The sequence below is a fragment of the Deinococcus sp. Marseille-Q6407 genome (assembly GCF_946848805.1).
GTDB lineage: Bacteria > Deinococcota > Deinococci > Deinococcales > Deinococcaceae > Deinococcus.
The window spans coordinates 311,976-338,438 of record NZ_CAMPFU010000004.1; the positions used below are offsets into that span (position 1 = coordinate 311,976).

Annotated in this window: 25 protein-coding genes and 4 pseudogenes; 10 read left to right on the top strand and 19 right to left on the bottom strand. The window is 61.1% G+C overall.

The window, feature by feature from the left end:
* The first annotated feature begins 14 nt into the window (after nucleotides 1-14).
* The gene (locus tag OCI36_RS11205) at nucleotides 15-1,163 is read left to right on the top strand and encodes a phosphoserine transaminase (RefSeq protein WP_261665161.1); all 1,149 of its coding nucleotides are present in this window, start codon (nucleotides 15-17) and stop codon (nucleotides 1,161-1,163) included.
* Nucleotides 1,164-1,270: 107 nt separating this feature from the next.
* Nucleotides 1,271-2,863, top strand: a complete 1,593-nt coding sequence (gene serA, locus OCI36_RS11210; protein WP_261665162.1) for a phosphoglycerate dehydrogenase — start codon at nucleotides 1,271-1,273, stop codon at nucleotides 2,861-2,863.
* A gap of 74 nt (nucleotides 2,864-2,937) precedes the next feature.
* Here the strand turns inward: serA and OCI36_RS11215 are convergent, their stop codons facing one another.
* The 4 genes from OCI36_RS11215 to OCI36_RS11230 form a co-directional block, all read right to left on the bottom strand.
* On the bottom strand, nucleotides 2,938-4,122 hold the full coding sequence (locus OCI36_RS11215) for a mechanosensitive ion channel family protein (RefSeq protein WP_261665163.1): 1,185 nt from the start codon (nucleotides 4,120-4,122) through the stop codon (nucleotides 2,938-2,940).
* A 99-nt stretch (nucleotides 4,123-4,221) separates the two neighbouring features.
* A complete protein-coding gene (locus OCI36_RS11220) occupies nucleotides 4,222-4,698 on the bottom strand; it encodes a MerR family transcriptional regulator (RefSeq protein ID WP_261665164.1) in 477 nt (158 codons plus the stop codon).
* 106 nt (nucleotides 4,699-4,804) lie between these two features.
* Nucleotides 4,805-6,022, bottom strand: coding sequence for an MFS transporter (locus tag OCI36_RS11225; RefSeq protein WP_261665165.1), 1,218 nt, complete (start codon nucleotides 6,020-6,022; stop codon nucleotides 4,805-4,807).
* Nucleotides 6,023-6,207: 185 nt separating this feature from the next.
* The gene (locus OCI36_RS11230) at nucleotides 6,208-6,915 is read right to left on the bottom strand and encodes a metal-dependent transcriptional regulator (RefSeq protein WP_261665166.1); all 708 of its coding nucleotides are present in this window, start codon (nucleotides 6,913-6,915) and stop codon (nucleotides 6,208-6,210) included.
* Nucleotides 6,916-6,993: 78 nt separating this feature from the next.
* Here OCI36_RS11230 and OCI36_RS11235 point away from each other — a divergent pair, with 78 nt between their 5' ends.
* Nucleotides 6,994-8,289, top strand: coding sequence for an Nramp family divalent metal transporter (locus OCI36_RS11235; RefSeq protein WP_261665167.1), 1,296 nt, complete (start codon nucleotides 6,994-6,996; stop codon nucleotides 8,287-8,289).
* Nucleotides 8,290-8,359: 70 nt separating this feature from the next.
* Here OCI36_RS11235 and OCI36_RS11240 read toward each other — a convergent pair whose 3' ends face one another.
* From OCI36_RS11240 to OCI36_RS11255, 4 genes are all read right to left on the bottom strand, one after another.
* Nucleotides 8,360-9,556: an aromatic amino acid transaminase gene (locus tag OCI36_RS11240; RefSeq protein WP_261665168.1), complete on the bottom strand. Its 1,197-nt coding sequence runs from the start codon at nucleotides 9,554-9,556 to the stop codon at nucleotides 8,360-8,362.
* Nucleotides 9,557-9,732: 176 nt separating this feature from the next.
* On the bottom strand, nucleotides 9,733-10,566 hold the full coding sequence (locus OCI36_RS11245; RefSeq protein ID WP_261665169.1) for an acetoacetate decarboxylase family protein: 834 nt from the start codon (nucleotides 10,564-10,566) through the stop codon (nucleotides 9,733-9,735).
* A gap of 181 nt (nucleotides 10,567-10,747) precedes the next feature.
* On the bottom strand, nucleotides 10,748-11,833 hold the full coding sequence (locus OCI36_RS11250) for a catalase family protein (RefSeq protein ID WP_261665170.1): 1,086 nt from the start codon (nucleotides 11,831-11,833) through the stop codon (nucleotides 10,748-10,750).
* A 77-nt stretch (nucleotides 11,834-11,910) separates the two neighbouring features.
* Nucleotides 11,911-12,054: a hypothetical protein gene (locus OCI36_RS11255; protein WP_261665171.1), complete on the bottom strand. Its 144-nt coding sequence runs from the start codon at nucleotides 12,052-12,054 to the stop codon at nucleotides 11,911-11,913.
* A gap of 47 nt (nucleotides 12,055-12,101) precedes the next feature.
* Between OCI36_RS11255 and OCI36_RS11260 the strand changes: the two genes are divergently transcribed.
* On the top strand, nucleotides 12,102-13,190 hold the full coding sequence (locus OCI36_RS11260) for a transposase (protein ID WP_261663354.1): 1,089 nt from the start codon (nucleotides 12,102-12,104) through the stop codon (nucleotides 13,188-13,190).
* Nucleotides 13,191-13,421: 231 nt separating this feature from the next.
* Nucleotides 13,422-13,577 (top strand): annotated as a pseudogene (locus tag OCI36_RS11265) (IS4 family transposase); the annotation flags it as partial.
* Here OCI36_RS11265 and OCI36_RS11270 read toward each other — a convergent pair.
* Nucleotides 13,575-13,721 (bottom strand): annotated as a pseudogene (locus tag OCI36_RS11270) (IS701 family transposase); the annotation flags it as partial. The pseudogenes OCI36_RS11265 and OCI36_RS11270 sit on opposite strands and share 3 nt — an antisense overlap.
* A 28-nt stretch (nucleotides 13,722-13,749) precedes the next feature.
* Here OCI36_RS11270 and OCI36_RS11275 point away from each other — a divergent pair.
* Nucleotides 13,750-14,754 (top strand): annotated as a pseudogene (locus OCI36_RS11275) (IS630 family transposase).
* Here the strand turns inward: OCI36_RS11275 and OCI36_RS11280 are convergent.
* Nucleotides 14,737-15,216 carry a hypothetical protein gene (locus tag OCI36_RS11280; RefSeq protein ID WP_261665172.1) on the bottom strand — a complete coding sequence of 160 codons (480 nt, stop codon included), beginning with the start codon at nucleotides 15,214-15,216 and terminating at the stop codon, nucleotides 14,737-14,739. The pseudogene OCI36_RS11275 and the gene OCI36_RS11280 overlap by 18 nt on opposite strands.
* A gap of 60 nt (nucleotides 15,217-15,276) precedes the next feature.
* Between OCI36_RS11280 and OCI36_RS11285 the strand changes: the two are divergent.
* Together OCI36_RS11285 and OCI36_RS11290 are read left to right on the top strand one after the other, a co-directional pair.
* A pseudogene (locus tag OCI36_RS11285) lies at nucleotides 15,277-15,939 on the top strand (transposase); the annotation flags it as partial.
* A gap of 505 nt (nucleotides 15,940-16,444) precedes the next feature.
* Complete coding sequence (locus tag OCI36_RS11290) at nucleotides 16,445-16,654, top strand: hypothetical protein (RefSeq protein ID WP_261665173.1); 210 nt, start codon at nucleotides 16,445-16,447, stop codon at nucleotides 16,652-16,654.
* A 280-nt stretch (nucleotides 16,655-16,934) separates the two neighbouring features.
* On the opposite strand, the gene OCI36_RS11295 is transcribed toward OCI36_RS11290, so the two are convergent.
* The 8 genes from OCI36_RS11295 to OCI36_RS11330 form a co-directional block, all read right to left on the bottom strand.
* The gene (locus OCI36_RS11295) at nucleotides 16,935-18,332 is read right to left on the bottom strand and encodes a hypothetical protein (RefSeq protein ID WP_261665174.1); all 1,398 of its coding nucleotides are present in this window, start codon (nucleotides 18,330-18,332) and stop codon (nucleotides 16,935-16,937) included.
* 63 nt (nucleotides 18,333-18,395) lie between these two features.
* Nucleotides 18,396-19,007, bottom strand: coding sequence for a hypothetical protein (locus OCI36_RS11300; protein WP_261665175.1), 612 nt, complete (start codon nucleotides 19,005-19,007; stop codon nucleotides 18,396-18,398).
* Between the two features lie 54 nt (nucleotides 19,008-19,061).
* Entirely contained in the window at nucleotides 19,062-19,355 is a 294-nt protein-coding gene (locus tag OCI36_RS11305; protein WP_261665176.1) for a GNAT family N-acetyltransferase, read from the bottom strand.
* A 186-nt stretch (nucleotides 19,356-19,541) separates the two neighbouring features.
* Entirely contained in the window at nucleotides 19,542-19,745 is a 204-nt protein-coding gene (locus OCI36_RS11310) for a hypothetical protein (RefSeq protein ID WP_261665177.1), read from the bottom strand.
* A 141-nt stretch (nucleotides 19,746-19,886) separates the two neighbouring features.
* Complete coding sequence (locus OCI36_RS11315) at nucleotides 19,887-20,228, bottom strand: hypothetical protein (protein ID WP_261665178.1); 342 nt, start codon at nucleotides 20,226-20,228, stop codon at nucleotides 19,887-19,889.
* Between the two features lie 88 nt (nucleotides 20,229-20,316).
* Entirely contained in the window at nucleotides 20,317-20,640 is a 324-nt protein-coding gene (locus OCI36_RS11320; protein WP_261665179.1) for a CAP domain-containing protein, read from the bottom strand.
* The gene (locus tag OCI36_RS11325; protein WP_261665180.1) at nucleotides 20,621-21,709 is read right to left on the bottom strand and encodes a transposase; all 1,089 of its coding nucleotides are present in this window, start codon (nucleotides 21,707-21,709) and stop codon (nucleotides 20,621-20,623) included. Before OCI36_RS11325 ends, OCI36_RS11320 begins: the two co-directional genes overlap by 20 nt.
* A gap of 304 nt (nucleotides 21,710-22,013) precedes the next feature.
* Nucleotides 22,014-22,568 (bottom strand): recombinase family protein, encoded by a 555-nt coding sequence (locus OCI36_RS11330; protein ID WP_261665181.1) that lies wholly within the window; start codon nucleotides 22,566-22,568, stop codon nucleotides 22,014-22,016.
* Between the two features lie 70 nt (nucleotides 22,569-22,638).
* Here OCI36_RS11330 and OCI36_RS11335 point away from each other — a divergent pair, with 70 nt between their 5' ends.
* Nucleotides 22,639-22,998, top strand: coding sequence for a hypothetical protein (locus OCI36_RS11335; RefSeq protein WP_261665182.1), 360 nt, complete (start codon nucleotides 22,639-22,641; stop codon nucleotides 22,996-22,998).
* 3 nt (nucleotides 22,999-23,001) lie between these two features.
* Complete coding sequence (locus tag OCI36_RS11340) at nucleotides 23,002-23,415, top strand: helix-turn-helix domain-containing protein (protein WP_261665183.1); 414 nt, start codon at nucleotides 23,002-23,004, stop codon at nucleotides 23,413-23,415.
* 137 nt (nucleotides 23,416-23,552) lie between these two features.
* Here the strand turns inward: OCI36_RS11340 and cas3 are convergent, their stop codons facing one another.
* Entirely contained in the window at nucleotides 23,553-26,438 is a 2,886-nt protein-coding gene (gene cas3, locus OCI36_RS11345; RefSeq protein WP_261665184.1) for a CRISPR-associated helicase Cas3', read from the bottom strand.
* Nucleotides 26,439-26,463 lie beyond the last annotated feature (25 nt).

Below are 26,463 nucleotides of genomic sequence, written 5' to 3' on the forward strand. Positions count from 1 at the left end.
ATTTATAAGGGACTATGAATGACGCCACGATCCCGGCGACGCGGCCGGCCAACCCGCGTTTTTCCTCTGGCCCCTGCGCCAAGATTCCCGGCTTCCAGCTGTCCATGCTGGAAGATGCGCCCCTGGGCCGCTCACACCGGGCCGCTGGCGGCAAGGCCAAGCTGGCCGAAGCGATTGCCCTGACCCGGGAAGTGCTGGGCGTCCCGGACAGTTACCGGATCGGCATCGTGCCGGGGTCCGATACCGGCGCGCTGGAAATGGCGCTGTGGAGCCTGCTGGGCGCGCGCGGTGTGGAGGTACTGGCCTGGGAAAGCTTCGGCGACGGCTGGGTCAAGGACGTGGCACAGCAACTGCGGCTGGACCCGGTGGTCCGCCGCGCCCCTTACGGCGAGATCGTGGATTTCAGCGAGGTAGATTTCAGCCGTGACGTGGTGTTCACCTGGAACGGCACCACCTCCGGCGTGCGGGTGCCGGACGGCGCCCTCATTCCAGCCGACCGGGAAGGTCTGACCATCTGTGACGCCACCTCGGCGGCTTTCGCGATGGAACTGCCCTGGGACCGGCTGGACGTGGTGACCTTCTCCTGGCAGAAAGTGCTGGGCGGCGAGGGCGCGCACGGCGTGCTGATTCTCTCGCCGCGCGCAGTAGAGCGCCTGGAAAGCTATACCCCGGCCTGGCCGCTGCCCAAGGTGTTCCGGCTGACCCAGGGCGGCCGGCTGATCGAGGGCATCTTCAAGGGAGAGACCATCAATACGCCGTCCATGCTGTGCGTGGAAGATTATCTGGTGGCGCTGAAATGGGCGCAGTCGGTCGGCGGGCTGCCGGGCTTGATCGCCCGCTCGCAGGCCAACGCGCAGGTGGTCAGCGACTTTGTGGCGGCCCGGCCCTGGATCGCCAATCTGGCGAGTGATCCGGCCACCGCCTCGACCACTTCGGTGTGCCTGAAATTCACCGACGAACGCATTCACGACGCAGCGGCTTTTGCCAAAGCGGTCGCCGGCCGCATCGAGAAGGCCGGCGCCGGCTTCGATCTGGGCGCCTACCGCGACGCTCCGGCGGGTCTGCGTATCTGGTGTGGGTCCACCGTGGAGAAAAGCGACGTTGAGGCGCTGATGCCCTGGCTTGACTACGCTTTCCAGGCCGAAATTGCCCAGCTGGGCTGAAACTCCTACGGCACCACGGCACTTTTTTCTCACTTTTTCCCTCCCTGTCCTATACCGTCTCACCCCCACCGCAGGCCCCACGGCCCTGCCCGGAAGGAGCATTCCCTATGGCACCCAAAGTTCTCGTATCCGACGCACTGTCGGAAACCGCTGTCCAGATTTTCCGTGACCGGGGCGTCGAAGTCGATTATCAGCCCGAACTGGGCAAGGACCCGGCCCGGCTGGCCGAGGTGATCGGTCAGTATGACGGCCTGGCCATCCGCTCTGCCACCAAAGTGACGCCCGAGTTGCTGGAGCGGGCCGAACACCTCAAAGTGATTGCCCGCGCCGGCATCGGTGTGGACAACGTGGACATCCCCGCTGCCTCCAAAAAAGGCATCATCGTGATGAACACGCCTTTCGGCAACAGCGTGACCACTGCCGAGCACGCCATTGCGCTGATGTTCGCGGTGGCACGGCAGCTGCCCGAAGCGAGTGCTTCCACCCACGCCGGCAAGTGGGAGAAAAACCGTTTCATGGGCGTGGAGCTGTTCAACAAGACGCTGGGCCTGATCGGGGCCGGCAACATCGGCTCTATCGTGGCGGACCGGGCCCGCGGCCTGCACATGAAAGTGATCGCCTACGATCCCTTCCTCTCCGAGGAACGCGCCCTGGAACTGGGCGTGCGGAAAGTCGAGCTGGACGAACTGCTGGCCCGTGCCGATTTCATCACGCTGCACGTGCCGCTCAACGACAAGACCCGCAACCTGCTCTCCAGGGAGAATCTTCAGAAGACCAAGCCGGGCGTGCGCATCATCAACGCGGCCCGCGGCGGCCTGATAGACGAGGAAGCCCTGGCCGAGCTGCTACGCAGCGGACACGTGGCCGGCGCCGCGCTGGACGTGTTTGCAGAGGAACCGGCGCGGGAGTCGCCGCTGTTCGGCCTGCCGGGCGTGGTGGCGACGCCGCACCTGGGCGCCTCAACCACCGAGGCACAGGAGAACGTGGCGCTGCAGGTGGCCGAGCAGATGTCCGATTACCTGCTGACCGGTGCCGTGCACAACGCCCTGAACATGCCCTCGGTCACCGCCGAGGAAGCTGCCCTGATGGGCCCCTGGATCAAGCTGGCGCGGCACCTGGGCGCTTTTGTGGGCCAGATGGTAAGCGAACCGATGTCCTCGGTGCGGATCACATACGACGGCACCGCCGCTGGCCTGAACACCAATGCGCTGAATGCTGCGCTGATTTCCGGCATCATGAAGCCCTCCAACCCTGACGCCAATATGGTTTCGGCGCCGCTGATGGCCCGGGAAAAGGGCATTCAGCTTTCCACCACCACTCAGGACCAGACAAGCGGGTTCGACGGCTTTATCCGGCTGGACGTCTCCACCCAGAGCGGCGAGCGTTCTGTTGCCGGCACCGTATTCAGCGACGGCAAACCGCGCTTTATTCAGATTCGCGGTATCAACCTGGACGCTGAAGTGGGCGAGCACATGCTCTACACCCGTAACAAGGACGTGCCCGGCGTGATCGGTTCGCTGGGGATGACGCTGGGCAACCTGGGGGCCAACATCGCCAACTTTACCCTGGGCCGCTCCGCACAGGGCGACGACGCCATCGCCATCATTTATCTGGACGAGGCTCTGCCCGAAACCGCCGCACAGACTCTGCGCGACACCGGCAAGTTCATTCAGGTCAAGCCGCTGCAGTTCGACGTCTGAGCCTAGATACCTGACCAACAGAAAAAGCCGCTGCAGGGTGAAAGAAAAACCTCAGCAGCGGCTCTCCAGTTAACTCAGTCGGCGTCCCGGCTGAAAGAGGGCGTCACGGGGGGATTCTGGCGGTTTTGCCCGGTGGGGCGCTCCTTTTCGCTGCCTTCGTTCACCGCATCCTCCGAGGTCACCAAGCGGATTTCCAGCGGTGCGTTGCCAAAGCTCATGCGGCGCTTGGGATAGGGAATGCTGATGCCGGCCTCGTCCATCGCAATCTTGATGCGGCGGTTGAACTCGCGGCCCACGGCGTACTGGCTTTTGGGCCGCACCTTGAACAGCGCCCGCAGGGTCACGGCATCTACGCCCAGCTCGGTGACGCCCTGAATGTCCGGCTCATCCAGAAAATAGTCTTTCCAGGCGGCGTCAGCGTACAGCTCTCGGCTGACCTGCTCCAGCACCCGGATGGCGCCGTCCACATCGGCCTCGTAAGCCACGTCCACCGTGGCCACCACCCGCGCCCAGTCCTTACTCTTGACGGTGATGGTGTTGATCTGGCCGTTCTGAATGATGTGCAGCGCCCCGCTGATGTCGCGCACCGAGGTGGTCCGCAGGTCCAGCGCCTCCACCGTGCCCGACACCGCGCTGAGGTTCAGATCAATATCGTCGCCCACGCCGTACTGGTCAGAGAGCAGGATAAAAAAGCCGTTGAACACGTCCTTGATCAGGCTCTGCGCCCCGAAGCTGACAGCCAGACCCAGCACCGAAGCGCTGGCCAGCAGGCTGGTGGCGTTGATGCCGACTGTCTGCAGGGCGGCGATCAGGGCCATAAAGACCACCACAGCCTTGAGGGTGCTTTCCACCACGCTCTTGAGGGTCCGCACCCGCACGGTGCGGCGGTTGAAATCGTCGCTGGGTACGATGCGCCCGGCCGCCTCACCGATCAGCGACCAGGCGACCAGCGCCAGGGCCACGATCAGCAGCAGTTGGCCCACCGTGGCCTTGAGGCCGTCTAGCACAGCCAGGCCCAGGTCAAACAGTGGGCTGGAGGTCAGGTAAAACGCCTGGGTGGCCAGGCCCAGGAACACCACCAGGGTCAGCAGCAGCCACAGGCCATGCAGCACCGGGTAGAGCCGGGCGTTCATGCGGGGCCGCAGCCAGCGCAGCAGGGTCATGCCCAGGCGGTAGAGGGTCACCGTGATGACCACGCTCAGCGCAAACTTGAACCAGGCCGAGGGCTTAACAATCTGTAGCTGAAGTTCTTCCCACATCTTTCACCTTGGCGCGCCGGCTGCGATATGTACGTCAGCGGCGCGCCCTGGCTCATCTTAACGTGAGCCGGGGCGCATGGGCCGTTCTCGGGGAGCCGTTCAGCTGCCGCCGGACTCGCGCAGCAGGTCACTGACCTGCTTGCCGCCCAGGCGCTGCTGCACATAGTCCAGGTCGCGCTGCACCTCACGGCGCAGGGCACGGGCGTCCTTCAGTTCCTTTTCGGTGGCCTGAATCCGCTCGGTCAGCACGGTCAGCTGGCCGCCCAGGTCCTGCTCTAACGCCTCCAGGGCGCCGCGGGTCAGCACCTGCCGGCCCTCGGCGTCGCTTTCCTGAGGGTGTGTAAAGGTGGCCTGAATGGTGCTGAGGCTCAGGCCCATCGCCCGCATCCGCCGAATGCGTTCCAGCCGCTGCACGTCGGCCTCGCTGTAAAGGCGGTAACGGCTACCACTGCGCTGCGGAGTGACCAGACCCAGTTCCTCGTAGTACTTCAGGGTCCTGAGGGTCATGCCCAGGCGGGAGGCCACCTCTCCCACCCGGTACAGGGTGGCCGATTCGGGGCTGGGTGCAGCGGTCATAGGCTCCAGTCTAGAGAAAGGCCCGGCCGCTGACCATGACAGGCGTCCGGCCGGGAAAAGCGGAGAAATGTGGCGGTCATTGGGCGCATGGCTGATGTCTCCGGGCTCAGTGGACGTGGGGGTCGGTGGCCCGCGCCGCGTCAATCTGACGGGCAGCCACCGCCGTGATCAGCAGACCCAGCACCACAGCGCCTGCGCCAAAAGCGTAAGGCACCGGCGCGCCCATCCGCTCGGCAATCAGGCCGCTGCCCACCGGCGCGGCGGCGGCACCCAGCCAGCGCAGGAAGTTATAGGCGCTCGTCGCCGTGGGCCGGGGCATATGGCTGACTTCCACGCTGAGGGTGGTCATGGTGGCGTTCATCAGGCCGAACAACACACCGCTCAGCACCACCAGACCAACCTTGACTCCGGAAGCGACCGGAGCAAAGCCCAGCAGCAGGAAGATCAGGGTCAGGCCCGCCAGCGAGCCCATCACCACATGGCTCGCCTTGGCGTTACGCAGCAGCACCTCGGCCAGCTTGGTGCTGCCCAGGCCCAGCAGGATGCCCCAGCCGAAAAAGGTCAGTCCCAGGTTCAGGGTACTGAGGTGCAGGAACAGCGGGGTGTAGCCCAGCAACAGGAAAAAGCCGAAATAGTACAGCAGGCCGGTGACGCCCACCGCCAGGAAAGCCGGGCGCGAGTAGGCGCGGAACACATCACTGATAGGACGGACCGGGTCCTTGCTTTCCGGCACCTTGACCAGGGCGGCCACCGAAGCCAGCGCCAGCAGCATCAGCGTGGCGGCGCCAAAGAAAGGAAAGCGCCAGCTGTGAGCACCCAGCAACCCGCCCAGCAGTGGGCCCATGCTCATGCCCAGGCCGATGGCGGCCTCGTAGCGCATGATGGCCTTCTCAGCGTGCCCGATCAGGGCCAGCAGCAGCACCAAAGCGGTGGGCGTGAACAGCGCGTTACCCAAGCCCCAGCCACCACGGAACACTGCCAGCGCCGGAATGCTGCCGCTCAGGCCACAGGCGGCGGCAAACAGCGCAATCAGAGCCAGGCCCACCAGCGCCACCCGCCGCCGGCCAAAGCGGGTACTGATGTTGCCGGCGAACAGGGTCATGACCGCCATCACGCCCAGGTAGGTGGTGAACAGCAACTCCACCTGAGGAGGCGTGGCCCCCAGCTGCTTGCCGATTTCCGGCAGAATCGGGTCCACCACACCCACACCCATAAAAGCGATCAGGCAGGCGGCCGTAACAGCCCAGGCGGCGATGTTGCGGCGCCTGGGCTCGGAAGCATCGGGGATGACGGCAGCAGGTTCAGAAGAAAGCGTGGACGACATGACCTAAACCTATACGTATAGGTACAGGTTAGTCTGTAATCTGGCTTGCCAGTTGCCGTTCCGGCCAGGCACGCCCCGGTAAAGATAAAAAAGGTCAAGGGCAGACCCTGGACCTCGCTGTGTTTCAGCACTCTGGCAGCGGCTTCACATGCCTTAAAAAGCTGTCTCAAACGACCTGGGGCTGCTCAGCGCTCCGGCTCAGGCGGCGAAACCCGCACCATTACGTCAGCAGCCACCGCCAGCGACAGGGTCACGGTTGCCGTCCGGCTGACCGAAAGCGGCGAGGTCACTGCCAGCTGTACGGTGCCCAGCGCTGTGTCGGCGGCCAGCAGTTCCACCTCAGCTTCCGGCTCCAGTCCGGCATCTATCAGGGCGCGCAATTGCTGGGCGTCCCGGTGCGGCACCCGCGAAATCAGGGCGTGGTCGCCTGCCTTCAGGCTGGTCAGCCGGCACTCAGAGCGCTGCGGCACCTCGCCCGCCAGGGTGGGGATGGGGTCGCCATGCGGGTCGTAGGCAGGATCACCCAGCCAGGCAGCCAGGTAACTTTCCAGCCGCTCCGATACGGCGTGTTCCAGCAGCTCGGCTTCCTCATGAACCTCGTCCAGCAGCATGCCCAGCCGGTGCAGAAACAGCTCCAGCAGGCGGTGATGGCGCAGGATTTCCAGCGCAGCCCGCTGGCCGGCAGCGGTCAGCTGCGCGCCCCGGTAAGGCTCATGGGCCAGCAGGCCCTGCTCGGCCAGCTTCCGGAACATGCTGGTTACGCTGGCCGGTGAGACCTCCAGCGCCCCGGCCAGGGCGGTGGTGCTGACCGGGCCTTTGCCCTGTTCGCCCAACAGATACAGCTGCTTGAGGTAATTCTCAACGACGGGAGTAAAGCCACTGGACTCGGCCATGGATTTAGACTACTCTAAATTATGGTTTAGGGCAATGTGCCCCCAAGAGCCGCTCGCTGAAATGGAGGATGCAGCATTATGTCTCATAACGAAACTCAGGCTAAGCAGCTGGACCAGCGGTTAGAAGATCAGTCCCGGGCCGTCCTGGAAGGCCGGTCCACCCGCCGTGGGCTGGCGCGCATCGTACCTTTTATCGGCCCAGCTGTGATTGCTTCAATCGCCTATATGGACCCGGGCAACTTCGCCACCAATATTCAGGGCGGCGCCGATTTCGGCTATCAGCTGCTGTGGGTCATCCTGGCCGCCAACTTGATGGCGATGCTGATCCAGAGCCTCAGCGCCAAGCTAGGCATTGCCACCGGGAAAAACCTGCCGCAGCTGATCCGGGACCGCTGGCCCCGTCCACTGGTGTGGTTTTACTGGATTCAGGCTGAACTGGTCGCCATGGCCACCGACCTGGCCGAGTTCATCGGCGCCGCCATCGCTATTCAGCTGCTTACCGGCCTGCCGCTGTTCTGGGGCGCCGTCGTGACCGCCATTATTTCCTTCTGGATTCTCAGTTTGCAGCGGCGCGGCATCCGCGTCATGGAACTGGTGATCGGCGCCTTTGTGCTGATGATCGGCCTGGCTTATCTGGTGCAGTTCGTGCTGGCGCACCCGGCGCTGGCCGACATAGGGCGCGGGTTGGTGCCCTCATTCGGCGGGCCCCAGAGCGTGTATCTGGCGGTCGGAATGATCGGCGCCACCGTAATGCCGCACGTGATTTACCTGCACTCGGCGCTGACCCAGGACCGGGTCGAAGCACTGAACGACAGCCAGAAGCAGCGGCTGGCGCGGCTCAACCGGATAGACGTGGTGCTGGCGATGGGCCTGGCGGGCCTGATCAACATGGCGATGCTGGCGATCGCTGCCGCGACGTTTCACGGCAAGGGCATAGAAAATGCCGGCGACCTGGAAACGGCTTACCATACGCTGACTCCCCTGCTGGGCAGCGCAGCGTCGGTGGCGTTTGCCCTAGCTCTGCTGGCCAGTGGGCTGAGCAGCACCGTGGTCGGCACCCTGGCCGGGCAGGTCATCATGCAGGGCTTCGTGAATTTCAGCATTCCGCTGTGGCTGCGGCGCACCATCACCATGCTGCCGGCCTTTGTGGTGATTCTGGCCGGCATGGACCCCACCCAGACCCTGGTGCTCTCGCAGGTGATTCTCAGCTTTGGCGTGCCGTTCGCACTGGTGCCGCTGCTGGTCTTTACCGCACGGCGCGACATCATGGGCGGGCTGATCAGCAGCCGGCCGGTCAACCTGCTCGGCTGGCTGATTGCTGCCGTGTTGATTCTCCTGAACGGCTATCTGCTGTGGGGCGTGTTTGCCGGTTGAAGGACAAAAAAGAGGCGCGCCGGCGCGCACCCGCCTCTTTTCTTTTTTTCCTGCAACCTCAGCTTCTCCTTCAGGACTCCGCAATCACCTCTGCCACAGCGTCGGCCAGCAGCGGAACTGTCTGGGAGTTCAGCCCGGCGATGTTCACCCGGGAATCGGCCGTCATATAGATGCCGTATTCCTCGCGCAGCTGGTCTACCTGCTGGGGCGTCACGCCCAGGCGCGAGAACATGCCCCGGTGCCGGGCGATAAAGTCGAAACGGTCGCTGCCGGTGCGCTCACGCAGTTCGGCGGCCAGCTGCTCACGCAGCTCCAGCATGCTCAGCCGCACGTCTTCCAGTTCACTCTGCCAGTCGGCACACAACTCTGCGTCTTCCAGGATGGTGCTGACCACCCGGGCACCGTGATCGGGCGGAAAGGAGAAATTCTGGCGGTTCAGCGCCGCCATGTTGGCCTGCACCGTCGCACGTCCCTCTGCCCGTGACTTGGCGATCAGCAGGCCGGTGCGCTCGCGGTAAATGGCAAAATTCTTGGAGCAGGAAGCGGCAATCAATACCTCCGGCAGCTCGCGGGCCAGCAGACGGGTGGCAAAAGCGTCGGCTTCCAGGCCGTCTCCGAACCCCTGGTAAGCCAGGTCCACCAGCGGGAGGGCGCCGGTCTGGGCCAGAACCCCGGCAATCTGTTGCCACTGCTGCGGGGTAGGGTTGGCGCCGGTGGGGTTATGGCAACACCCGTGCAGCAGCACCACGTCGCCCGCTTTAACCTGGGCCAGGTCTTCCAGCATGCCGGTCAGGTCCACCTCACTACTGGCCGCATCAAAGTAGCGGTAGCTCCGGTGCGGAATCTCCAGCGCTTCCAAGATGGTGATGTGGTTGGGCCAGGTGGGATCGCTGTAATGCACCGTCAGCTGCGGGTTCGCGGCCCGCGCCAGCTCCAGCGCCAGCCGCACCGCGCCAGTCCCACCCACCGAGGCGCTGCTGGCCAGTTGTGGCTCTAGCTCCTGTGCCAACTCTGCGCCCAGAATCAGGCCAGTCAGTTCGCGGCGAAAGGCCGGGTCGCCGGTCAGTTCCGTATAGACCTTGGTGTCCTGGGTGTCCAGGATGCGGCGCTCGGCAGCTTTGACCGCCCGTTTGATCGGTGTCAGGCCCTGGGCATTGCGGTAGACCCCCACGCCCAGGTCAATCTTGTTCTCTCTGGGATCGGCGCGGAAGGCGGCGGTCAGGGCCAGAATCTTGTCGGCAGGCTGGGGACTGAGTTGCTCTAGCATGGTTGGCTCCTTGTGGGAAATCACGGCCGGAACTGACCCGGCCAAGCTCCATCATAGGGGCCTGGAGCCAAAAAAGAGGAGCGGCGCCACCCGAATCTATATCAGGCGCGCCGCTCTCTCTTTGCCAGGGCAAGACCCGGACTTTTTTCTTGTCGTCTCAGCTGTAAAAGCTCAGGTCAGATACCGACCCCTTCGTTCAGCCGCAGCTGGAAATGATGGGTGTAGGCGACCTGCTTAGGCGTGGCGCTTTCGCCAATCAGCCGGCGAATCCGCACGGCCATCGGGTGCAGCGAGGTGGCCGAGGTCTTCAGCACGAAGTTACCCGGCTCGGCGCTGTAGCCTTCGTCACTGCGTGTGTCGGACGTGGCGCGGAACAGCTGGTCCTCGAACTTGGAGTATAGCACCAGATCCTGCCAATCGGGCAGCTTCTGTTCGGCGCCGGCTTCACCTTCCAGCGAAATAATGAACTCGCCTTCCCGCTCGGGGTCCAGCACCTTGCCGGCAAAGTTCTTGCCGTCCAGCGCAAAGGGGATTTCAGTCACGAACTTGGGGTAGCCCCACAGGTCGATGCCTGCGGCGCAGGCCGGGCCGGTGGTGACCGGCAGGTCCACGATGTACTGGCCGACCTGACGGCGGTCAGAAGGCAACGTCACAGCCTCTTCGGGGTCGGCCGGCAGCGGATAGCCCTTGGGGTTGACCAGCAGCGCAATTCCGGCTTCGTTGTAGGGCGTGCCGTTGGTCAGGCGGCGGTATTCGTAAAAGACGGCGTTCATCACTGCCTTGCCGTTGGGCAGACGGACCAGTTCCAGATCCGGCGCTTCAATCAGTTCATTGGCGACGTCCCAGTCCACTTCAAAAGTCGCCATCACGCAGCTTGCGTCGGTGTAACGGGTCGGCAGGGCCATCACGCCCAGGCTGAAAGCCCGGTGGTGGGTGGGCACCTGAAAAAACGGCGTCTTGAGTTCTTCGGGGTTGGCAGAACCGAGCAGCTGAGTATCTTGCTTTGCCATAAGGATCTCCTTGAAGGTGCTGGAATGCGCCAGCATCCTGAAATGCTGTGGATGGCTGGCAAAAAGGGAACGAAAGGAAAAAAGCGCCCCGGCCGGGGCCACCGGGTGCAGGCCCTGGTGGCTCGGGTCTAGAGGCGCCTCATAACCTGATTTTATTCGTCCTGGACGGGACAGAATATAATCAATCCGGGATTTCGCTGATGTCTTTGGGCTCTACCCGGGGCTGCACGTTCATATCGTGGCGGAAGGCGGTGGAGGATTCGTAGGCCTTGATCCGCACGCGCATGATCGAGCCGAGCGGCTGGTGTTCCGGCAGGGCGTGCCAGGGGTTAAACGACAGCTTGTCGTCGGAGAAAACCCGGCGTTCGGGGCTGTAGGCTTCCTGCTTGGGAATCACCAGCCGGGCAATAGCCTGCTGAGGCGAGAGCTTTTCGTCCCATTCCACCGAGCCGTCTTCCACCGGCATTTTGTCCAGGTCGGTGCACAGCTGGGCGCGCAGTTCGTACTCGGCGCTGTTCTTGTGAAAGAAGTCCACCAGGGCGTCGCGCTGCGCCGAGGCGTTCTTGGTAGTGTCAATAATCTGACCTTCCAGCGCCTTGACTTCAGAAGACAGCGGAGCAGCACTCAGCTTGGCGATGTAGTCGCCGTAGCGAATGGCAGCCATGGTGTGGTAGGTCTGGCCCAGCAGGTGCTCATTCTCGGCAGCGATGCCGTCCAGGGTGGGATCGCTGATGCCCAGCAGGCCCAGCACCTTCTGGCCACCGCGGGCTACGGCTGCAAAAGCACGCTGGCTTTCTTCGGAAGCTCCGTCTTGCAGAGCAATCACGTTCTGCATCTTGAGATATTCATCCACCGTGCCGAAAGGAATCACCGGCATGGTCACCATCAGGAAGTCCTGGGTCACTTCGTCCTGATGGTCAGGCAAAATCTTTTTGCCGGGCACGCCGATCACCTTGATGGCCATACCGTGCGGTACAGGAACGCTGTCGTCTCTGATTTCGCCGGGAGCGCTGGAGAAACGAATGACCACCGGGTAGCTGGCCGGCTTGGCGAACAGGCCCTGTGCGAGGTGTTCAGGCAGCTCAGGAATTTCCAGAGTGCCCACCACAGTGCCGTGCTGCTTGGCATGGGCGTCACGGATGGCATGGCGGTGCTTATCGAAGGCCTTGACGTTGGCCTCGTGCATCAGCCGCACGACCTCGTTGATTTTCTCGTCTTCACCAGGCTGCTTGACTTCAACCTCCGGGGTGTATTTAACGTAATTCATGAGTCCTCCTTTGAACGAATCATGGCTTGCGCGTTTCTAGGCTGGCTTGGTTTCCCGAACTCGCCGGGTTTCCGGACTTACTTCAGCTCACTCAACCACTTCAGCGCCGACAGGCTAGGCATAAACAGGTACTCGCCGCCACGCAGCTGGTTGAAGGTCTCCATGCCGCGCAGGCGCTCACGCACCGGCTCCTTGGGCAGGGTAAAACTCAGAACTTGCACCTGAATAGGCGGACAAAAAGCGCTCCCAGAGCTGAAATTCTGGAGGTGTGAATCAACCGGTTTCAGGGGAGCGCGTCCGTATTTTCGCACAGCAGGTTCTGGATATTCCAGAGACGCTGTACCAACGGCGAAGCCTGGAGGCTTCGCTGCACCTTTTCCACAGTCCAGGTCAGAAGACCAACTTCAGCCAGGCTGAGGGAGTCAGTCCCAGTGCACTGAGTCGCTTCTTCAACGTCTATGACTGGGATTCAGACCGCTGCTGGGAAGAGATGCAGGACTTCCAGTGGCGCATCCTGCTGGATACAGCTCGTCACAAACGTAGACCTCGTCTGCGGCTCAGCGTGGATCTGACCACGGTGGAAAAGGTGGGAATTCAGCTGCCCTACGTCAGCGTCTACAACGGCAGGCACGGCATTCATCTGGTGGTCTTGTTCGCCGAGTATGGGGAACTGAAGTTCCCCATTTCTTACCGGGTCTACCAGGGCAAGTACACCAGCACTCCCGTCACTCTGGCGCTCGACCTACTGGAAGAGGTGCCGGACTTCATCAAGAAACGTTTCCGGGTACGTGTCCTAGCGGACAGCGGCTTTGAAGCCGCTGTCTTTCTGGAAGGTGTGCAGCGCCTCGGTTTCGAGTTCGTGGTGGGTGTGAGGAGCAACCGGCGCACGGACCATCCTGGGCGGGTGACGGTGGCGGACTGTCCGCATGGGGGGTACGTCAACCTCGCCAACTGGCCTCTGGAAACGCTGTCTCTGGGGAGGATGGACCGTGGGGACCGCGAATTCTTCGCGGTGTCGTCTGAGCTGTTAGAGGGGGATGACATCCTGGCTGAAGGAAAACGGCGCTGGGCACTGGAGTCGTTTTTCAAAGAAGGGAAGCATCAGTTTGGGTTGGCGCAGTTCGCGCTGCGAACTGCCAGGGGTCTGGACCGCTGGATTCTGATGGTCTTCCTGGCCTTCACCCTGACCATGCTGCATCGCTCAGAAGGGATGACCTTGAAAGAGGCGGCACGCCTGGCCCTCTACACCCTGTTCCCCGTAGTCAGGCTCAACCATCTTCTGAGTCAGCTCCAAAAAGAGCAAGAATTCCTCCACCAGCACGGCTATTCGCTCAGCTATGCAAGGTGCAAGTTATGAGTAAAAGTGAGGTCTTCATCCTGCACACCCACAATAGGATCACGTTCACCTCAGTAGGTGACAACTTCAGTTTGACCTCGTTCCAGACGGCAAAAACTAACAGTCGGCCCCATCAAGCTTGATGGGGCCGACTGTTCACGGTTTCCTGAGAGTGTGAAAACAACAGAATCCGCTGCTCAGCAGGCTACCGCACTCACCCAGCACTTCAAAGCGCACGCCAGTCATCTCCGCATTGACACCCTTCAGCGCTTGATTGACGTCCTTCTGGCGATGATTGCCGCGAGGAGCATCAATCATCACGACCTGAGTGCCCACATGCCGGGTATCAGCATGCCCCAGGCTAAGAAAAGGCGGGCAGACCGCACCTTCCGGGATGAGCAGCTGGACATGGAACTCAAAACCCAGGCGCTGCACACCGTCCAGAAAGACAGCGGATTCGAATCCACTGTCTGCCAGTACGCAGACCTGAAAGCGCTTCCCGACGAAGTTTGGCACCTCTTCCAGCAGGTCAAGGGCTATTGATAACGGCGTAAGTATGCGCTGCTAAACTCTAGGGACCGTGGAATGGCAACCGAACCAATATTCTCGTGCCCAACTTGAGAGCGGCGTCTGGCTGCTACCGAGTGGCTGCAGCAAGGCAGCCACACACACCGCGAAATTGCTGCTCACTTCGGCGTCTCCGTGCTCACGGTGACTTCTTTGAGTGCTCGGCTCAGAAAGAAGGGAAGCTTGCAAGCGACGGTCAGCTCTGGTCGTCCTGCTCGGCTGACTGAGTCTCAGCACGACCAGCTTCGCACCCTCCTGCGGGAGGGTGCTCTGCAGCATGGGTTTCCTGACGAAACTTGGACGACAAAACGCGTGGCAGAGCTGATCGGGCGGCACTTCGAGGTGTGGTACCACCATGATCACGTCCGTAAAATCCTACGAAAGTTGGGGTTCAGCCCACAGATGCCAGATGGGCGGGCTGCTGAGCGGAACGAACTTCGGATTGCATCCTGGCGGGAACAGGTGCTCCCGGAGTTGGAAAAAAAAGGTCGCTGAGGGAGCCACAATCATCTATCTGGATGAGGTCGGATTCTCGTTGAAAGGCGTGCGAAGGCGAACGTGGTCACCCAGGGGCGTCACGCCCCTGGTCACGCTCAGAGCGAACTGGGAGAAGCTTTCGACGATTGGGGCGATCACTTCAGATGGACGATTCTTCCAGCACACAACATCCAGAGCGATCCGCAGTGGAGAAGTCATCCGATTCTTTGGGCACATCCTGCGCCAAGTTCAGGGGAACATCGTCGTGGTGCTGGACAATGCGAGAATTCATCACGCGAAAGTGACCCAGGCGTTCGTGGGTTCCCACGAACGCCTCTCTCTGATCTTTCTGCCTCCGTATGCTCCAGAGTTGAACCCGATCGAGTTGGTGTGGGCCTACGTCAAGCGCAATGTGTTGGGGAACTTTTGTGCCCACTCCATCAGAGCGCTGAAAAAGAGGCTTGTCACCGCCTGGCAGCGGGTCCGCTATATTCACCTGCCCCGTCAGCTTATGGACGCCAACTTACGCCGCTATCAATAACGTGACGGGAGTGCTGGTGTACTTGCCCTGGTAGACCCGGTAAGAAATGGGGAACTTCAGTTCCCCATACTCGGCGAACAAGACCACCAGATGAATGCCGTGCCTGCCGTTGTAGACACTGACATAGGGCAGCTGAGTCCCCACCTTTTCCACCGTGGTCAGATCCACGCTGAGCCGCAGACGAGGTCTGCGTTTGTGACGAGCTGTATCCAGCAGGATGCGCCATTGGGTGTCCTGCATCTCTTCCCAGCAACGGTCTGAATCCCAGTCGTAGATGTTGAAGAAACGGCTGAGTGCACTGGGGCTGACTCCCTCAGCCTGGCTGAACTTGGTCTTCTGACCTGGACTGTGGAAAAGGTGCAGCGAAGCCTCCAGGCTTCGCCGTTGGTACAGCGTCTCTGGAATGTCCAGAATCCGCTGTGAGAGAATATGGGTGCGCTCCCCTGAAACCTGTTTGTACACACTTCCAGAATTTCAGCTCTGGGAGCGCTTTTTGTCCGCCTATTCAGGTGCAAGTTCTGAGTATTGAAGCTCCTCCGCGTCTTGCCAGCGAAACGCTGGCAAGGCCTGGTGGCTGACCGTGAGTTCATCGGTGCGGAGTGGTTCCGTTTTCTCCGTCGTCAAGGCATCAAGCGGGCGATCCGCATTCGGCACAGCGACATGCTGGACGACATGAATGGGAAGGAATGGTTTAAGCACGTCCAGCACGGTCATTTCCATGAAATCGACGAAAAGGTGTTCGTGTTTGGCGAACTCATGCGGGTGGTCGCGACGAGGTCATCCACAGGTGACCTCGTCATCATTGCCACAGATTTCAGCGCTCGGAAGACCTGGAAGCTGTACAAGCAGCGCTGGTCAATCGAGTGCACCTTCAGCAGCTTCAAGAAGCGAGGCTTCGACCTGGAGCGGACTGGGATGACGGAAAGGAGCCGTCTTCAGCGGCTCTTCGGCCTTGTGACACTGGCCTGGATGTTTTGTTTGCGCTTGGGGGTCTGGCTCAGCCAGACCCAGTCCATCCCCATTCTCAAGCATGGTCGTAGAGCGGTCAGTCTGGTGCGGTACGGTGCTCAGCATCTCGTGGATGCCTTACGATGGAAACCACAACAGTTCATGGCTGTCCTAGACCTGTTGACCCAGCCTTTTTGCCCACCAGGAGGGGCTGGAAGTGAAGTTGTCACCTACTGAGAGGTCGATAAAGCTGCCTTTCTCGAAACGCAGATCATAGATTTTTCCGCTCATGCCTCATCGTTTCTGTTTGGTGGTTGGGGGTCAAGTGGTGCCGAACCGATTGAGTGGCCGACCGATGATTACGCCTATAACAGAATCTGGAATGCCCTGCTGAGCCATCTGCCGGCCTTGCTTCCCCGGGTGAGGCGGTCCGTGAGGCTGGTCGCCGGTTCAACCCTGGTCCCTTGGGGGGCTTGTCCTGCCAGTGATGCCGTCTGGTACGGCTTTTGATGGCTGACAGCGGGAGTCGTTTGACGGTAGGCGGGCAGCAAGGGTGGCCTAGTTTGTCCCCACTTTTTTGGCCGAGACCATGAAAGTGGGCCTGTCGTTCTGTGCCGGTATGCCGCCTACAGCTCACAGGAGCGCCGTGAAGGGGGGAGCGGAGCGTCTTGTGCCTTCCTGTTGGGAGGCGGGCTTGTTGGGGGCCTGTAGAGCCTCCTGAGTGGGAAGCTCGCCGATCTGGTTGGTTGATGACCCCTCGCCTGCTGATGGCTGCCTGAATCTCCGCTATCCCCTTATTGCCCCTGTTGTTGATCAATCTTTTCAAAGAAAGAAAAAAAGATTTGATGATCATCATCAAGGGGCGGCGGCAAATGCCGTGATGGACGGCATCCTGTCTGCCCATTTCGACAAGTGGATAATGGGCGGCGGCCCCATTTCGACAAGTGGATAATGGCAATTTCGACAAGTGGATAGTGGAGGAGGGGCAAACTTCGACAAGTGGATAATGGCAATTTCGACAAGTGGATAATGGGCGGCTCCCAAACTTCGACAAAAGGATAATGGGGGGCTGGGTCCAATTTCGACAAGTGGATAATGGGAGTTCGACAAAAAGATAATGGGCAGTCGGCTGGTTTTTGGCCGGTTCGGGCCTGAAGTGTCCCCCTTCCGACCGGTCATGGGGGGCAGCAAAAAGGCACCTGCTGGTGCAGGTGCCTGTGGTCTTATGGAGCTCAGTTTTGCTGAGGCCGTAATTCCAGGTCGCCCGCTTGCCACCTTTGGATCTGTTCGGCGGCCTGGTCTTTGGTCGTCTGGTTGAAGACTTTCAGGTGTTCAAGGGTGATGAGACCCTGTTCGCCCAGTTCCCGGCATACGGCCGCTTGTTCCTTGCTCAGCTGACCGATACTGCCCAGCTGCTTGAGTTTGCTCTCAAAGGTGTGGACCGGCATGGCCGGTTCTTCGGGGGCCGGTATGGTCCGGGTGCTGAGTTCCCGCGTGATAGGATGCTGAATTTCTACGGTTTTCGGCTGACTGACGGTGTTCGGCCGCGCACGTCCGCGGAAGTTGCTCAGGTCTTTTTCGCTGATGCCGTTTCGCAGGATGCCGATGACATACTTGGCGGCGTCGTCCACATCTTTACGCTTTTCTATCTTCCACAGGGCGCATTCCACTTCTTCGCGGCTGTGGGCTTCGCTCAGGCTGCTGGCTTTCCCCGGTGCCACCCCGACAGCGGTGAGCAGGTCGATGATGTACTGGTCAGTCAGGTTGCCGTCGCGTCTGAATTTGAGGTGCAGCACCGAAGCGTCTCCCCGTCCACTGACCGAGTAGCTTGCCAGGTAGCCGATGTTGTCTTTGGTCAGGATATCAAGCGGTCCATCCGCCCGCAGCAGCGGTGTGGCGATTTGGCTGATGTGCTGCTGGTTGCTGAGGATTCGGCCCACTTCGATAAATTCAGTCAGCAGAATGTCCAGCTCATCGTGAACCTGGGTGGGGTCATCGTCATTCCGCCGCAGGGCGTCCAGGTTGCGGTAGATGTTGCGGCTGCTGGGGCTGGGCAAGTTTTGCAGAATGTGCGGGGTCAGACTGAGGGCCAGGGGTCCGGCAACCGAGGCAGCGATGTCTGGATTGACCCGGATCAGCTTCATGTGCCGGGACTTGCTGGGGTCAAAGTCGTGTTCGACCTCTTCTTTGGCCACGGCGTCGAGGATGTGGAACTCGTACTTGCTGTGGTAGGTACGGAACAGCGTCGGCTCGCGCCAGCAGTTCTCGATGGTATAGCTGGCCTTGTGCAGGGCGCTCAGCATGAAGTCGATGGCGGCGTAATGCCGGGGATGTGGTTTGAGGCCACTGAGCCGCATCAGTTCCGCGACGCTCAGGCGCAGTTCAGGATTCATGTTGCCTGTGGTCTGCTGGATCATCAGGGCCGTCAGGATGCCCGAGAGGATGTCGGCGGCCAGCCCGTAGGGAATGCCGAACTTGAGCGAGCCTTCGCAGCTGATGGTGCCCAGCGCGTTCTTGGATTCCCAGCCAAGCTGGAACCTTGAGGGCAACCGGCTCTGCGAGCAGATCAGTCCCAGCCGGGCAATGTTGTAATCCATTTTGGGAGAGGCTTGACTGATCATGTGGCCCATGCCCCCAAGTATGACTGAGCGGCCAGGGCATGAGGGGCATCTGCGGCGGTGGAATTCATACCCTCACCGTGCCTGCTGGTCTGGTTGGTTCTCAAGTCCGGCCGCTGCCATTTCCATCTGCTGCCAGGTCCAGAGCAGCTGCCGGTTCAGCGCGTCGTCGGTGCGGCGCAGTATTAGGCTGTTCGGCTGCATGGCTGGCTGGGCAGCCTGGATACGGGTCAGTACCTCGTGGTCGCTCAGTTCCGGGTGCAGGTAGGCCAGCAGAGCAGCTGCACACGCCGCCGAGCGGGATACCCCGGCCATGCAGTGCACATGGACGCGCAGAGGCCCGCCATCCTGTTTCTTCTTCAGTCGCTCGCCTTCTTTCAGCAGCCTGGCCAGCTGCAGTTCCGTCATGCGGAACGGCGAAAGGGGCTCATCGCTGAACTCCAGCCGAAGCGTGCGCTCGGTGGTGACGCCCTTCAGCCAGCCCGGCGGCACCTCGCCGGGATCTCCGATAGACACCAGCAGGTGCAGGTGCGGGTTTTGGCCAGGGGAAAGAATTTCTTCCGGGTACGCGGTCAGCCAGCCGCCGACGGTGATGCGGGGCAGGGGCACAGGCTCGGAGTCCGGGGCATCTGGGGTAGCCGTGACAGCGCGTTTGCGCCTGAACAGGGCACTGAGAGAGATGGTCATGCCCTTACAGTGACTGCGGGTCTGGTTGGTTCTCAAAGGCTGAGCCGCGCCGCCTCAACCGTGCAGGTCGAACCACATGGGCCAGGAGCCGTCCGGCCAGGGGCGCTGTGCGGCCGTGAAGCCGAACGCCTGATAGAACGCCAGGCTCTCCCCGGTCGCTTCCAGCGAGACGGTGCGCAGGCCGATGTTCTGTGAAAAAAAGCGGGCTTGCTGCACCGCGTACTCCAGCAATGCTGACCCGTACCCCCGGCGCTGGGCTGACACCTGTACGCTCAGCACTTCGACGTGCAGCGTGGAGACCCGTTCCCGCCCACCCAGCTTGGCAATGACTTCTGTGGGAGCCTGCAAGACGCTGGCTTGCTTCCAGGCTGATGACCGCCTGGAGCCGGTCCCCTTCGTACAGACCGTGTAGACGGACCAGGTTCTTCTTCGCTTGCTCCACTTCCGCGAGCAGTTTGCGGTCTATGCGGGGGTCGCCACACTGAAAGGCCCCCCAGGACTCGCTCTGGGGGGCAATGGCTTTGAGGTAGCCGTTCACAGCTTGCGAACCATGCCGGGTGCAAGAAAGAGCGGTTTGCCTTCGGCTTGAAGCTGCGCTTCCTGGCATTTGATCCGTTCCAGCGTCGCCAGCCTGCGGGCCTCGGTTTCCGGGTCACGCTTGCTGGGGTCCAGGATTTTCTCCATGTCCTCAGCCGTGATAAAGCCCTTGGGCAGCGGTTCAATGCTTGGTTTGGTCATCAGGACCTCCTTGAGACAGTCTAGCATCCCCATTCTGTTCAGAACATGGTTTTTCCGGCTTTCCCCCCGGAGATTGAGGTGCTCTCCCAGCAGGCGTTCTGCTTCAAGCAGAACGAGGGAGCCGTAGCGCCGCTTCCCTCGTCACTTCGCGTTGCCGTGGGGATCGAGGTACGGCTCCCAGTAGTGCTGTCCGTGAACGCCGTGACGCTCAAAGTCTTTCTCCTCGGTGGAGCGGGCATCCGGGTGGCCGCGCCGGTGTGAGTTTCCGCCCCCAAGAAGGAAGGCGAAGGGGAGGCTGATGATGGTGAGGACCGTCATCCCGATGTTTCCAGCTCGCTCCCGCTTTTCTTCCGGTGTGAGTGGCTTTTTCGGCGGGTTCGGATTCTTCATCACCAGGGCAGAGAGCGGCCAGAAGTTGTTGTACAGAAAGCGTTTGATGGCCAGGGCTTCGGGAGTATCGGGGACAGGCGGAGGTTTGGTCATGGCGGGGGTTCCTTTGGGAGAGGTAAGCAGCCCCCACGCGGGCGGGCAGGCGGGCGTGGGGGCTGCTGGTCGAGAGAGGGCTGGGGCTTTAGCGGCCGAAGTTGACGGTCCAGCTATGTTCGTAAACCGTGGGTTTCGTGGGCGTAGCGCTTTCGTACGGGGCGCTGGTGTAGCCGACACCGACGGAAGCGATGTTGTTCTGGGCGAGGATCTGGCAGTGGGGGAGAGAACGAAGGAAGCTCTTGATTGATTCTGCCGCAGTGCTTCGGCCAGCGTTTACAATTTCCCCTCCCGAAACCATGCCTGGAGTTCCCAGGCCCAGTTCAGCGTAAGCACGGTAAAGGCGGTCTGCAAGATCGTAGCCATAGAAGTTCGGGTGGCTTCTATTGTTCTCATAAGTTGCACCTTGCATAGCTGAGCGAATAGCCGTGCTGGTGGAGGAATTCTTGCTCTTTCCGAAGCTGGCCCAGCAGGTGGTTGAGCCTGACTTCGGGGAACAAGGCGTAGAGAGCCAGGCGTGCAGCTTCCTTCAAGGTCAGGGCCTCTGAGCGGTGCAGCGTCGTCAGGGTGAAGGCCAGGAAGACCATCAGAATCCAGCGGTCCAGACCCCTGGCAGTTCGCAGCGCGAACTGCGCCAACCCAAACTGATGCTTCCCTTCTTTGAAAAACGACTCCAGTGCCCAGCGCCGTTTTCCTTCGGCCAGGATGTCATCCCCCTCTAACAGCTCAGACGACACCGCGAAGAATTCACGGTCCCCACGGTCCATCCTCCCCAGAGACAGCGTTTCCAGAGGCCAGTTGGCGAGGTTGACGTACCCCCCATGCGGACAGTCCGCAACCGTCACCCGCCCAGGATGATCCGTGCGTCGGTTGCTCCGCACACCCACCACGAACTCAAAACCCAGGCGCTGCACGCCTTCCAGAAAAACAGCGGATTCGAATCCACTGTCTGCCAGTACGCAGACCTGAAAGCGCTTCCCGACGAAGTCTGGCACCTCTTCCAGCAAGTCGAGGGCCAGTGTGACCGGGGTGCTGGTGTGCTTGCCCTGGTAGATCCGGTAAGAAATGGGGAACTTCAGTTCCCCATTTTCGGCGAACAAGACCACCAGATGGATGCCGTGCCTGCCGTTGTAGACGCTGACGTAGGGCAGTTGAGTCCCCACCTTTTCCACCGTGGTCAGGTCCACACTGAGACGCAGACGAGGTCTGCGTTTGTGACGAGCCGCGTCCAGCAACATGCGCCATTGGGTGTCCTGCATCTCTTCCCAGCAACGGTCTGAATCCCAGTCGTAGATGTTGAAGAAACGGCTGAGTGCACTGGGGCTGACTCCCTCTGCCTGGCTGAACTTGGTCTTCTGACCTGGACTGTGGAAGAGGTGCAGCGAAGCCTCCAGGCTTCGCTGCTGATACAGCGTCTCTGGAATATCCAGAATCCGCTGTGAGAGAATATGGGCGCGCTCCCCTGAAACCGGTTGATTCACACTTCCAGAATTTCAGCTCTGGGAGCGCTTTTTGTCTCCCTATACAGGTGCAAGTTCTGAGTCCGAGGGTTGGTGTTTACTCTGCTGGGTCATGGATGTTTCTTCTTTATAAGCGCACAACGGATGTACCGCACACGTTGCCTCTTGATCATAGCTATTGTCCAAAATCCCCCTTCCACACGCATCATCATTTTTAGGCTGGGCTGAGGTTCAGCTGTCTGGTTACAACACTCTAATTTGCAAAAAATTCGGGAAGCTATCAGTCCCCCAGAAAATTTTGTGCAAGCCCTTTGACTGTTTGGCTTCACTCCCGCAGGTACTCGTACACGGTCTTGCGACTGACCCCAAACCGCTCGGCTAGCTCTGGTTTCTTCACACCCTGCGCAGCCAGCTCCCGTAGCTCAGCGATCTGGCCAGCAGTCAGCTTGGGTTTCCTTCCTTTGTAGACTCCACGCTTCTTGGCCTGAGCTATTCCTTCCGCCTGGCGCTCGCGGATCAGGTCTCTCTCGAACTGAGCGAAGGCTCCCATGATGGAGAACAACAAAGTCGACATCGAGTCCTGCCCTCCGGGAGAGAAGGTCATGTTCTCTTTGACGAAGCGGACGGTGATTCCCCTGCCGGTCAGTCCCTGGACCAGCTCCTGCAGGTCCAACAGGTTGCGACCAAGACGGTCGAGGGAATGGACGGTGACGGTGTCACCGTCACGGACATACTCCAGCAAAGCCTGGAGCTGTGGGCGCTGCGTGTCCTTACCAGAGGCCTTGTCAGTAAAAACCTTGTCGAAGATCATTCCGTCCAGCTGACGGATCTCGTTCTGACCAAAGCTGCTGACCCGTTTGTATCCGATGGTGGAAGGCATACCGCTAGTCTGTCACTTTAGGGTGGCTCGATTCCCTACTTACCTTCTTTGTTTAGCCTATACTAAACAGATGCCGTTCGTTCTCTACCAGCGTCCTCATGCTCAGCGAGCGGCCGTTTTGGATGACCTTTTGGAGATGGTGGCCTCTGGTCAGCAAGAAGCCGTCAACACCGCCATCAGAATGCTGACCGACCTCTACTTGCAAGGCCATCAGAGCAGTTACGCCAAGAAATTGCAGAGCCTGCCCATTTGGGAACTGAAGTCGCATTCCAGAGGAGGAAGCAAGGGGGGCACCAGGATTTACTTCTACTTCCGCACCAACGGTAACGCAGTCATCATCAACGCTGAAGTGAAGGCTGGGGACACGCCGAGTGCTGCCCTCCTCAAGGAAGCCACTCTGGTCGCCATGACCGACAAGGAAAGGAAGTAGCTCATGAAAACAGCACAGGAATGGCAACAGCACCTTGGTCTGGATGAACTGCCGGATGATGAATTCGTGACGGCCTTGAATAGCTTGGAAGGAGAGGAAGCTATTGCAGGTGGTGGCTTGGAGGCTCAGGGTCTGGTAGCCACTCAGACTTCACCAGCGGAGCTGGTGGGTGCCCTGGTGGTGGAAAGTGCCGGTGAAGCCTTCAAAGCGGCCAGACAGGAGCAGGGACTGACCGTACGTCAGGCGGCTGAGAGCTGGGGCATTTCTCCAGGGCGCGTCTCTCAAATGGAATCTCCAGAAGCCAATCTCTACATGAGCACGGTAGGGAGCGCAGCTCTACGGATGGGCTACCGGGCCAAGCTGGTGCTGGAACCGATTGACGGTGGACAACCTATCGAAGCTTCATTGAGTCAGTAGTCATTTGACGAGTCAGATTGTCACTTTAGGGTCTTAGAGTAGCTCCGGCGCCTATCACGAAACATCCAAACCAACCCTAAAGTGACGCAAAAGCAGGCCCTTTTTGTCACCCTGGTGTTGTCACGTTTGGGTATACTCTAAATTGGCAAATACTGTACTCCCAGTTCATCATTCATACATACCCTCAATTTCCCCAGATCTCTATAACCCGCCGTCAGATCCAGGGGCATTACGTCTCGTAACAGCGGGTGCGCTTGCCAGCCCTGGTGCCCACTGCCTAGCCCGTGCGGCCACAGTTCGCCGCGTTCAGCAGCCGCCACGATTTCCCAGCGCGACACGCTCAGCGAGCGGCGGTAGATGCGCTTGGCCGTCTCCGCATCTCCTTTCTGGAGCGTCTGGTGCTGGGTGACGAGTTCCGGCCAGGGCTCCTTTTTGGGTTGCAGGGCTCTGGGCGGCGGGCAGACCACCCATTTTCCATCCTGCTTCATGACCGGAACAATCCGCACGCTTTTATCACCCAGCCGGGTGCGCGGAATCTCGTCCTCACCGGCCAGCGCGTCGTCGTTCACGCTCTCGGAGTCGGGTTCCTCGGGATGACGGTGCAGGGGCGTTTGCCAGAACTCGTCGGGGAGGCCGATGTGGGCATATCGGCCCTTCGATTCCAGCCCCTCCTGAACGCTGCGGAGCTTGGCCTCGGCCCGCTCAACGAGCTTACGGCGCTCGGCGGGAAGGTCCTGCACCGGACAGGGCGAGCCGTACACCTCCTGCACCAGCGGGTCAAGGTCGTCCGGCAGGGTGAGGCTTGTTCGGCCTGCCAGCGTGTGCCAGGTGCGGTAGAGCAGCGCGGGCGCATAGACACGGCCCCACGCCTCACTTTTCAAGGCCTCGGCGGGCCATTCGTTCAGGCCGGAGACGTACAGCATGGGTTCGGTGTGCCCGCGCCGGCTCTCCGGTGAGCGCGCGTGTCGGTGGAGCCGCCCGGCCCGCTGAAGCAGCAGGTCTACCGGGGCGAGATCCGAAATCATCACGTCAGCGTCGAAGTCCAGGCTCTGCTCGGCGACCTGCGTGGCAATCAGGATGAAGCGCTCGGGGCGCTGTCCGTCCTTGCCCAGGTACTTCAGCACCGCTTTTTCACGGTAGGCTCGCTCGTCGGCAGGATAACGGGCGTGGTAGAGCAATACACCCAGCTTCTGCGCGCCCTTCGGCGCGCCCGCCGTGCAGGTCTGCGCCGTGACGCCCTGTTCACTGAGCAGCCGCACCACTTCCTTCTGGACCTGTTGCGCTCGCTGCACTGTGTTGACGATGACTGCCGTGCAGCCGCCGGTCACAGCGAGTTCTACCGCTCGGGCGGCGACGGCGTCAGCACTGCTGTCCAGAGCCCGGAGCGCAATCTGCTGCGCGGGGCGGCTGCGGTTGCCTTCCGCATCGGTGTCCGGGACGGTGCCCGACGTGACCTCGCCCGCCTGCGTCGCTACCGTCCAGCGCGGGTAGGTTTCGGTGGTCGGAATGTCGTTTGCGCCCCAAGCGGCCAGCAGTCGGCGGCGGCTCTCGTCCGGCAGGGTGGCCGACATGATGACCACACTGGACCCCAGGGCACGCAGCCAGCTCACCAGCGCCGCGATGAGTTCGGACGTGTAGGTGTCGTAAGCGTGAACCTCGTCCAGCACCACCACCCGGTTCCCCAGCCCCCACAACCGCACGAACTGGTGAGACACGCCCAGAACCCCCAGCAGCGCCTGGTCCACCGTGCCCACACCGAATTCGTCCAGCAGCGCCCGCTTGCGCGAGGTAAACCATTCCTCCACGCGAACCGCTTCCACCGAATTATCCCCCGCCGCGTCGGTGTTCGTGCGGTAAAAGATGCGGGTATTTTCCAGCCGCTGCTGGAACGGGTCGTTCAGCAAGGTGCCGCCGTGTGCGAGCTGGATGCTGACGGACTTTTTGGACCCCTGCCCTCGCAGAAACTCCACCAGCCGCCCGAACATCGCGCTGCCCGTCGCCTGCGTCGGCAGGGCCACATACAGGCCCCGGTGCTGCGCGGCGTGCTGAAGCTGAAGGTAGGCGTACAGCGCCGCTTCCGTTTTCCCCTCGCCCATCGGGGCTTCGACCAGCACCAGCGCGGGGCCGCCTACCTGCGCCAGCGCTTCGGCCAGCACGGTTTGCAGCGGGCGGGGCCTGAAGTCGCCCTCGGTGAGGTAGCCGAACACCTCCTCTAGCGGCGGCAACTCAGGGTGTAGGGGGGCAAAAGCGGGCCAGTGAACCTGTTCCCGCAGCATCTCACGGGCCTGCGCCCTAGCCCTAGCAAAGTAGGCGGCGGGGTCTACATAAGCGGAAAAGTCCGTCTGCGTGGGTAGGGGAAAGCTACTGCCCAGCCAGTCGGCAAAACTGGTGAGGCCGGCGAGGCGCATGAAGGCGGGTGCCGAGAGTTCGGCAACGGCAGGCACGGCGGCGTAATCGGCCCCGACCGCCTTGCACACGAGGCGGCAAAGTTCGCGGCGGACTCTTTCCCAGCCACCTTGACCAACCTGCATGTCAGAGAGGTTTTCCCGGTCAAGGCTTTCCACTCTGAACCCGTGATGGCAGCCCACCGCATCACCCAGCTGCTTGGCAAGCTTGTGCGGCCACCCCAACTGCCCATTTAGGAAGGCAGGAAGGCAATATTCACTGATCACGCCGTGCGGCGTATAAGGCTCCCGCAGCAACGCGGAAAATTCCAGCCGGGTGTCCACTTCTGCTTTGCCCCCCAGCCACTTCACCTGAAACGCCGGACTCGCTTTGCCCAGGTCGTGCAGAGCCACTAGCGCCAGCGTCCACGCCAGCCCCTGCTCAGCAGGCAGGCCCAGGTCAGCGGCCATCTGCGCCCGGACCTGCAGCGGTTCTAGGTCCAAAATCTCGGCGGCGCAGGCGGCCACATTGAGCAGATGTTCCAGCACGCCGAGCTTGACCTCGCCGGTCTGATGCGGGCTTTTGGCCCACAGAGAGCCAGTGATCTGGGTCACAGCGGGCAAGGCAGAGAGGGTCATGCAGCCAGCATAAGCCGGAGCTGTC

Coding starts and splice junctions, on each gene's coding strand:
- OCI36_RS11225 (WP_261665165.1), bottom strand. CDS start 6,022: ATGTCGTCCACGCTTTCTTCTGAACCTGCTGCCGTCATCCCCGATGCT.
- OCI36_RS11295 (WP_261665174.1), bottom strand. CDS start 18,332: ATGGGCCACATGATCAGTCAAGCCTCTCCCAAAATGGATTACAACATT.
- OCI36_RS11215 (WP_261665163.1), bottom strand. CDS start 4,122: ATGTGGGAAGAACTTCAGCTACAGATTGTTAAGCCCTCGGCCTGGTTC.
- OCI36_RS11240 (WP_261665168.1), bottom strand. CDS start 9,556: ATGCTAGAGCAACTCAGTCCCCAGCCTGCCGACAAGATTCTGGCCCTG.
- OCI36_RS11205 (WP_261665161.1), top strand. CDS start 15: ATGAATGACGCCACGATCCCGGCGACGCGGCCGGCCAACCCGCGTTTT.
- serA (WP_261665162.1), top strand. CDS start 1,271: ATGGCACCCAAAGTTCTCGTATCCGACGCACTGTCGGAAACCGCTGTC.
- OCI36_RS11235 (WP_261665167.1), top strand. CDS start 6,994: ATGTCTCATAACGAAACTCAGGCTAAGCAGCTGGACCAGCGGTTAGAA.
- OCI36_RS11300 (WP_261665175.1), bottom strand. CDS start 19,007: ATGACCATCTCTCTCAGTGCCCTGTTCAGGCGCAAACGCGCTGTCACG.
- OCI36_RS11335 (WP_261665182.1), top strand. CDS start 22,639: ATGCCGTTCGTTCTCTACCAGCGTCCTCATGCTCAGCGAGCGGCCGTT.
- OCI36_RS11320 (WP_261665179.1), bottom strand. CDS start 20,640: ATGCAAGGTGCAACTTATGAGAACAATAGAAGCCACCCGAACTTCTAT.
- cas3 (WP_261665184.1), bottom strand. CDS start 26,438: ATGACCCTCTCTGCCTTGCCCGCTGTGACCCAGATCACTGGCTCTCTG.
- OCI36_RS11230 (WP_261665166.1), bottom strand. CDS start 6,915: ATGGCCGAGTCCAGTGGCTTTACTCCCGTCGTTGAGAATTACCTCAAG.
- OCI36_RS11220 (WP_261665164.1), bottom strand. CDS start 4,698: ATGACCGCTGCACCCAGCCCCGAATCGGCCACCCTGTACCGGGTGGGA.
- OCI36_RS11340 (WP_261665183.1), top strand. CDS start 23,002: ATGAAAACAGCACAGGAATGGCAACAGCACCTTGGTCTGGATGAACTG.
- OCI36_RS11330 (WP_261665181.1), bottom strand. CDS start 22,568: ATGCCTTCCACCATCGGATACAAACGGGTCAGCAGCTTTGGTCAGAAC.
- OCI36_RS11245 (WP_261665169.1), bottom strand. CDS start 10,566: ATGGCAAAGCAAGATACTCAGCTGCTCGGTTCTGCCAACCCCGAAGAA.
- OCI36_RS11250 (WP_261665170.1), bottom strand. CDS start 11,833: ATGAATTACGTTAAATACACCCCGGAGGTTGAAGTCAAGCAGCCTGGT.
- OCI36_RS11315 (WP_261665178.1), bottom strand. CDS start 20,228: ATGACCAAACCTCCGCCTGTCCCCGATACTCCCGAAGCCCTGGCCATC.
- OCI36_RS11310 (WP_261665177.1), bottom strand. CDS start 19,745: ATGACCAAACCAAGCATTGAACCGCTGCCCAAGGGCTTTATCACGGCT.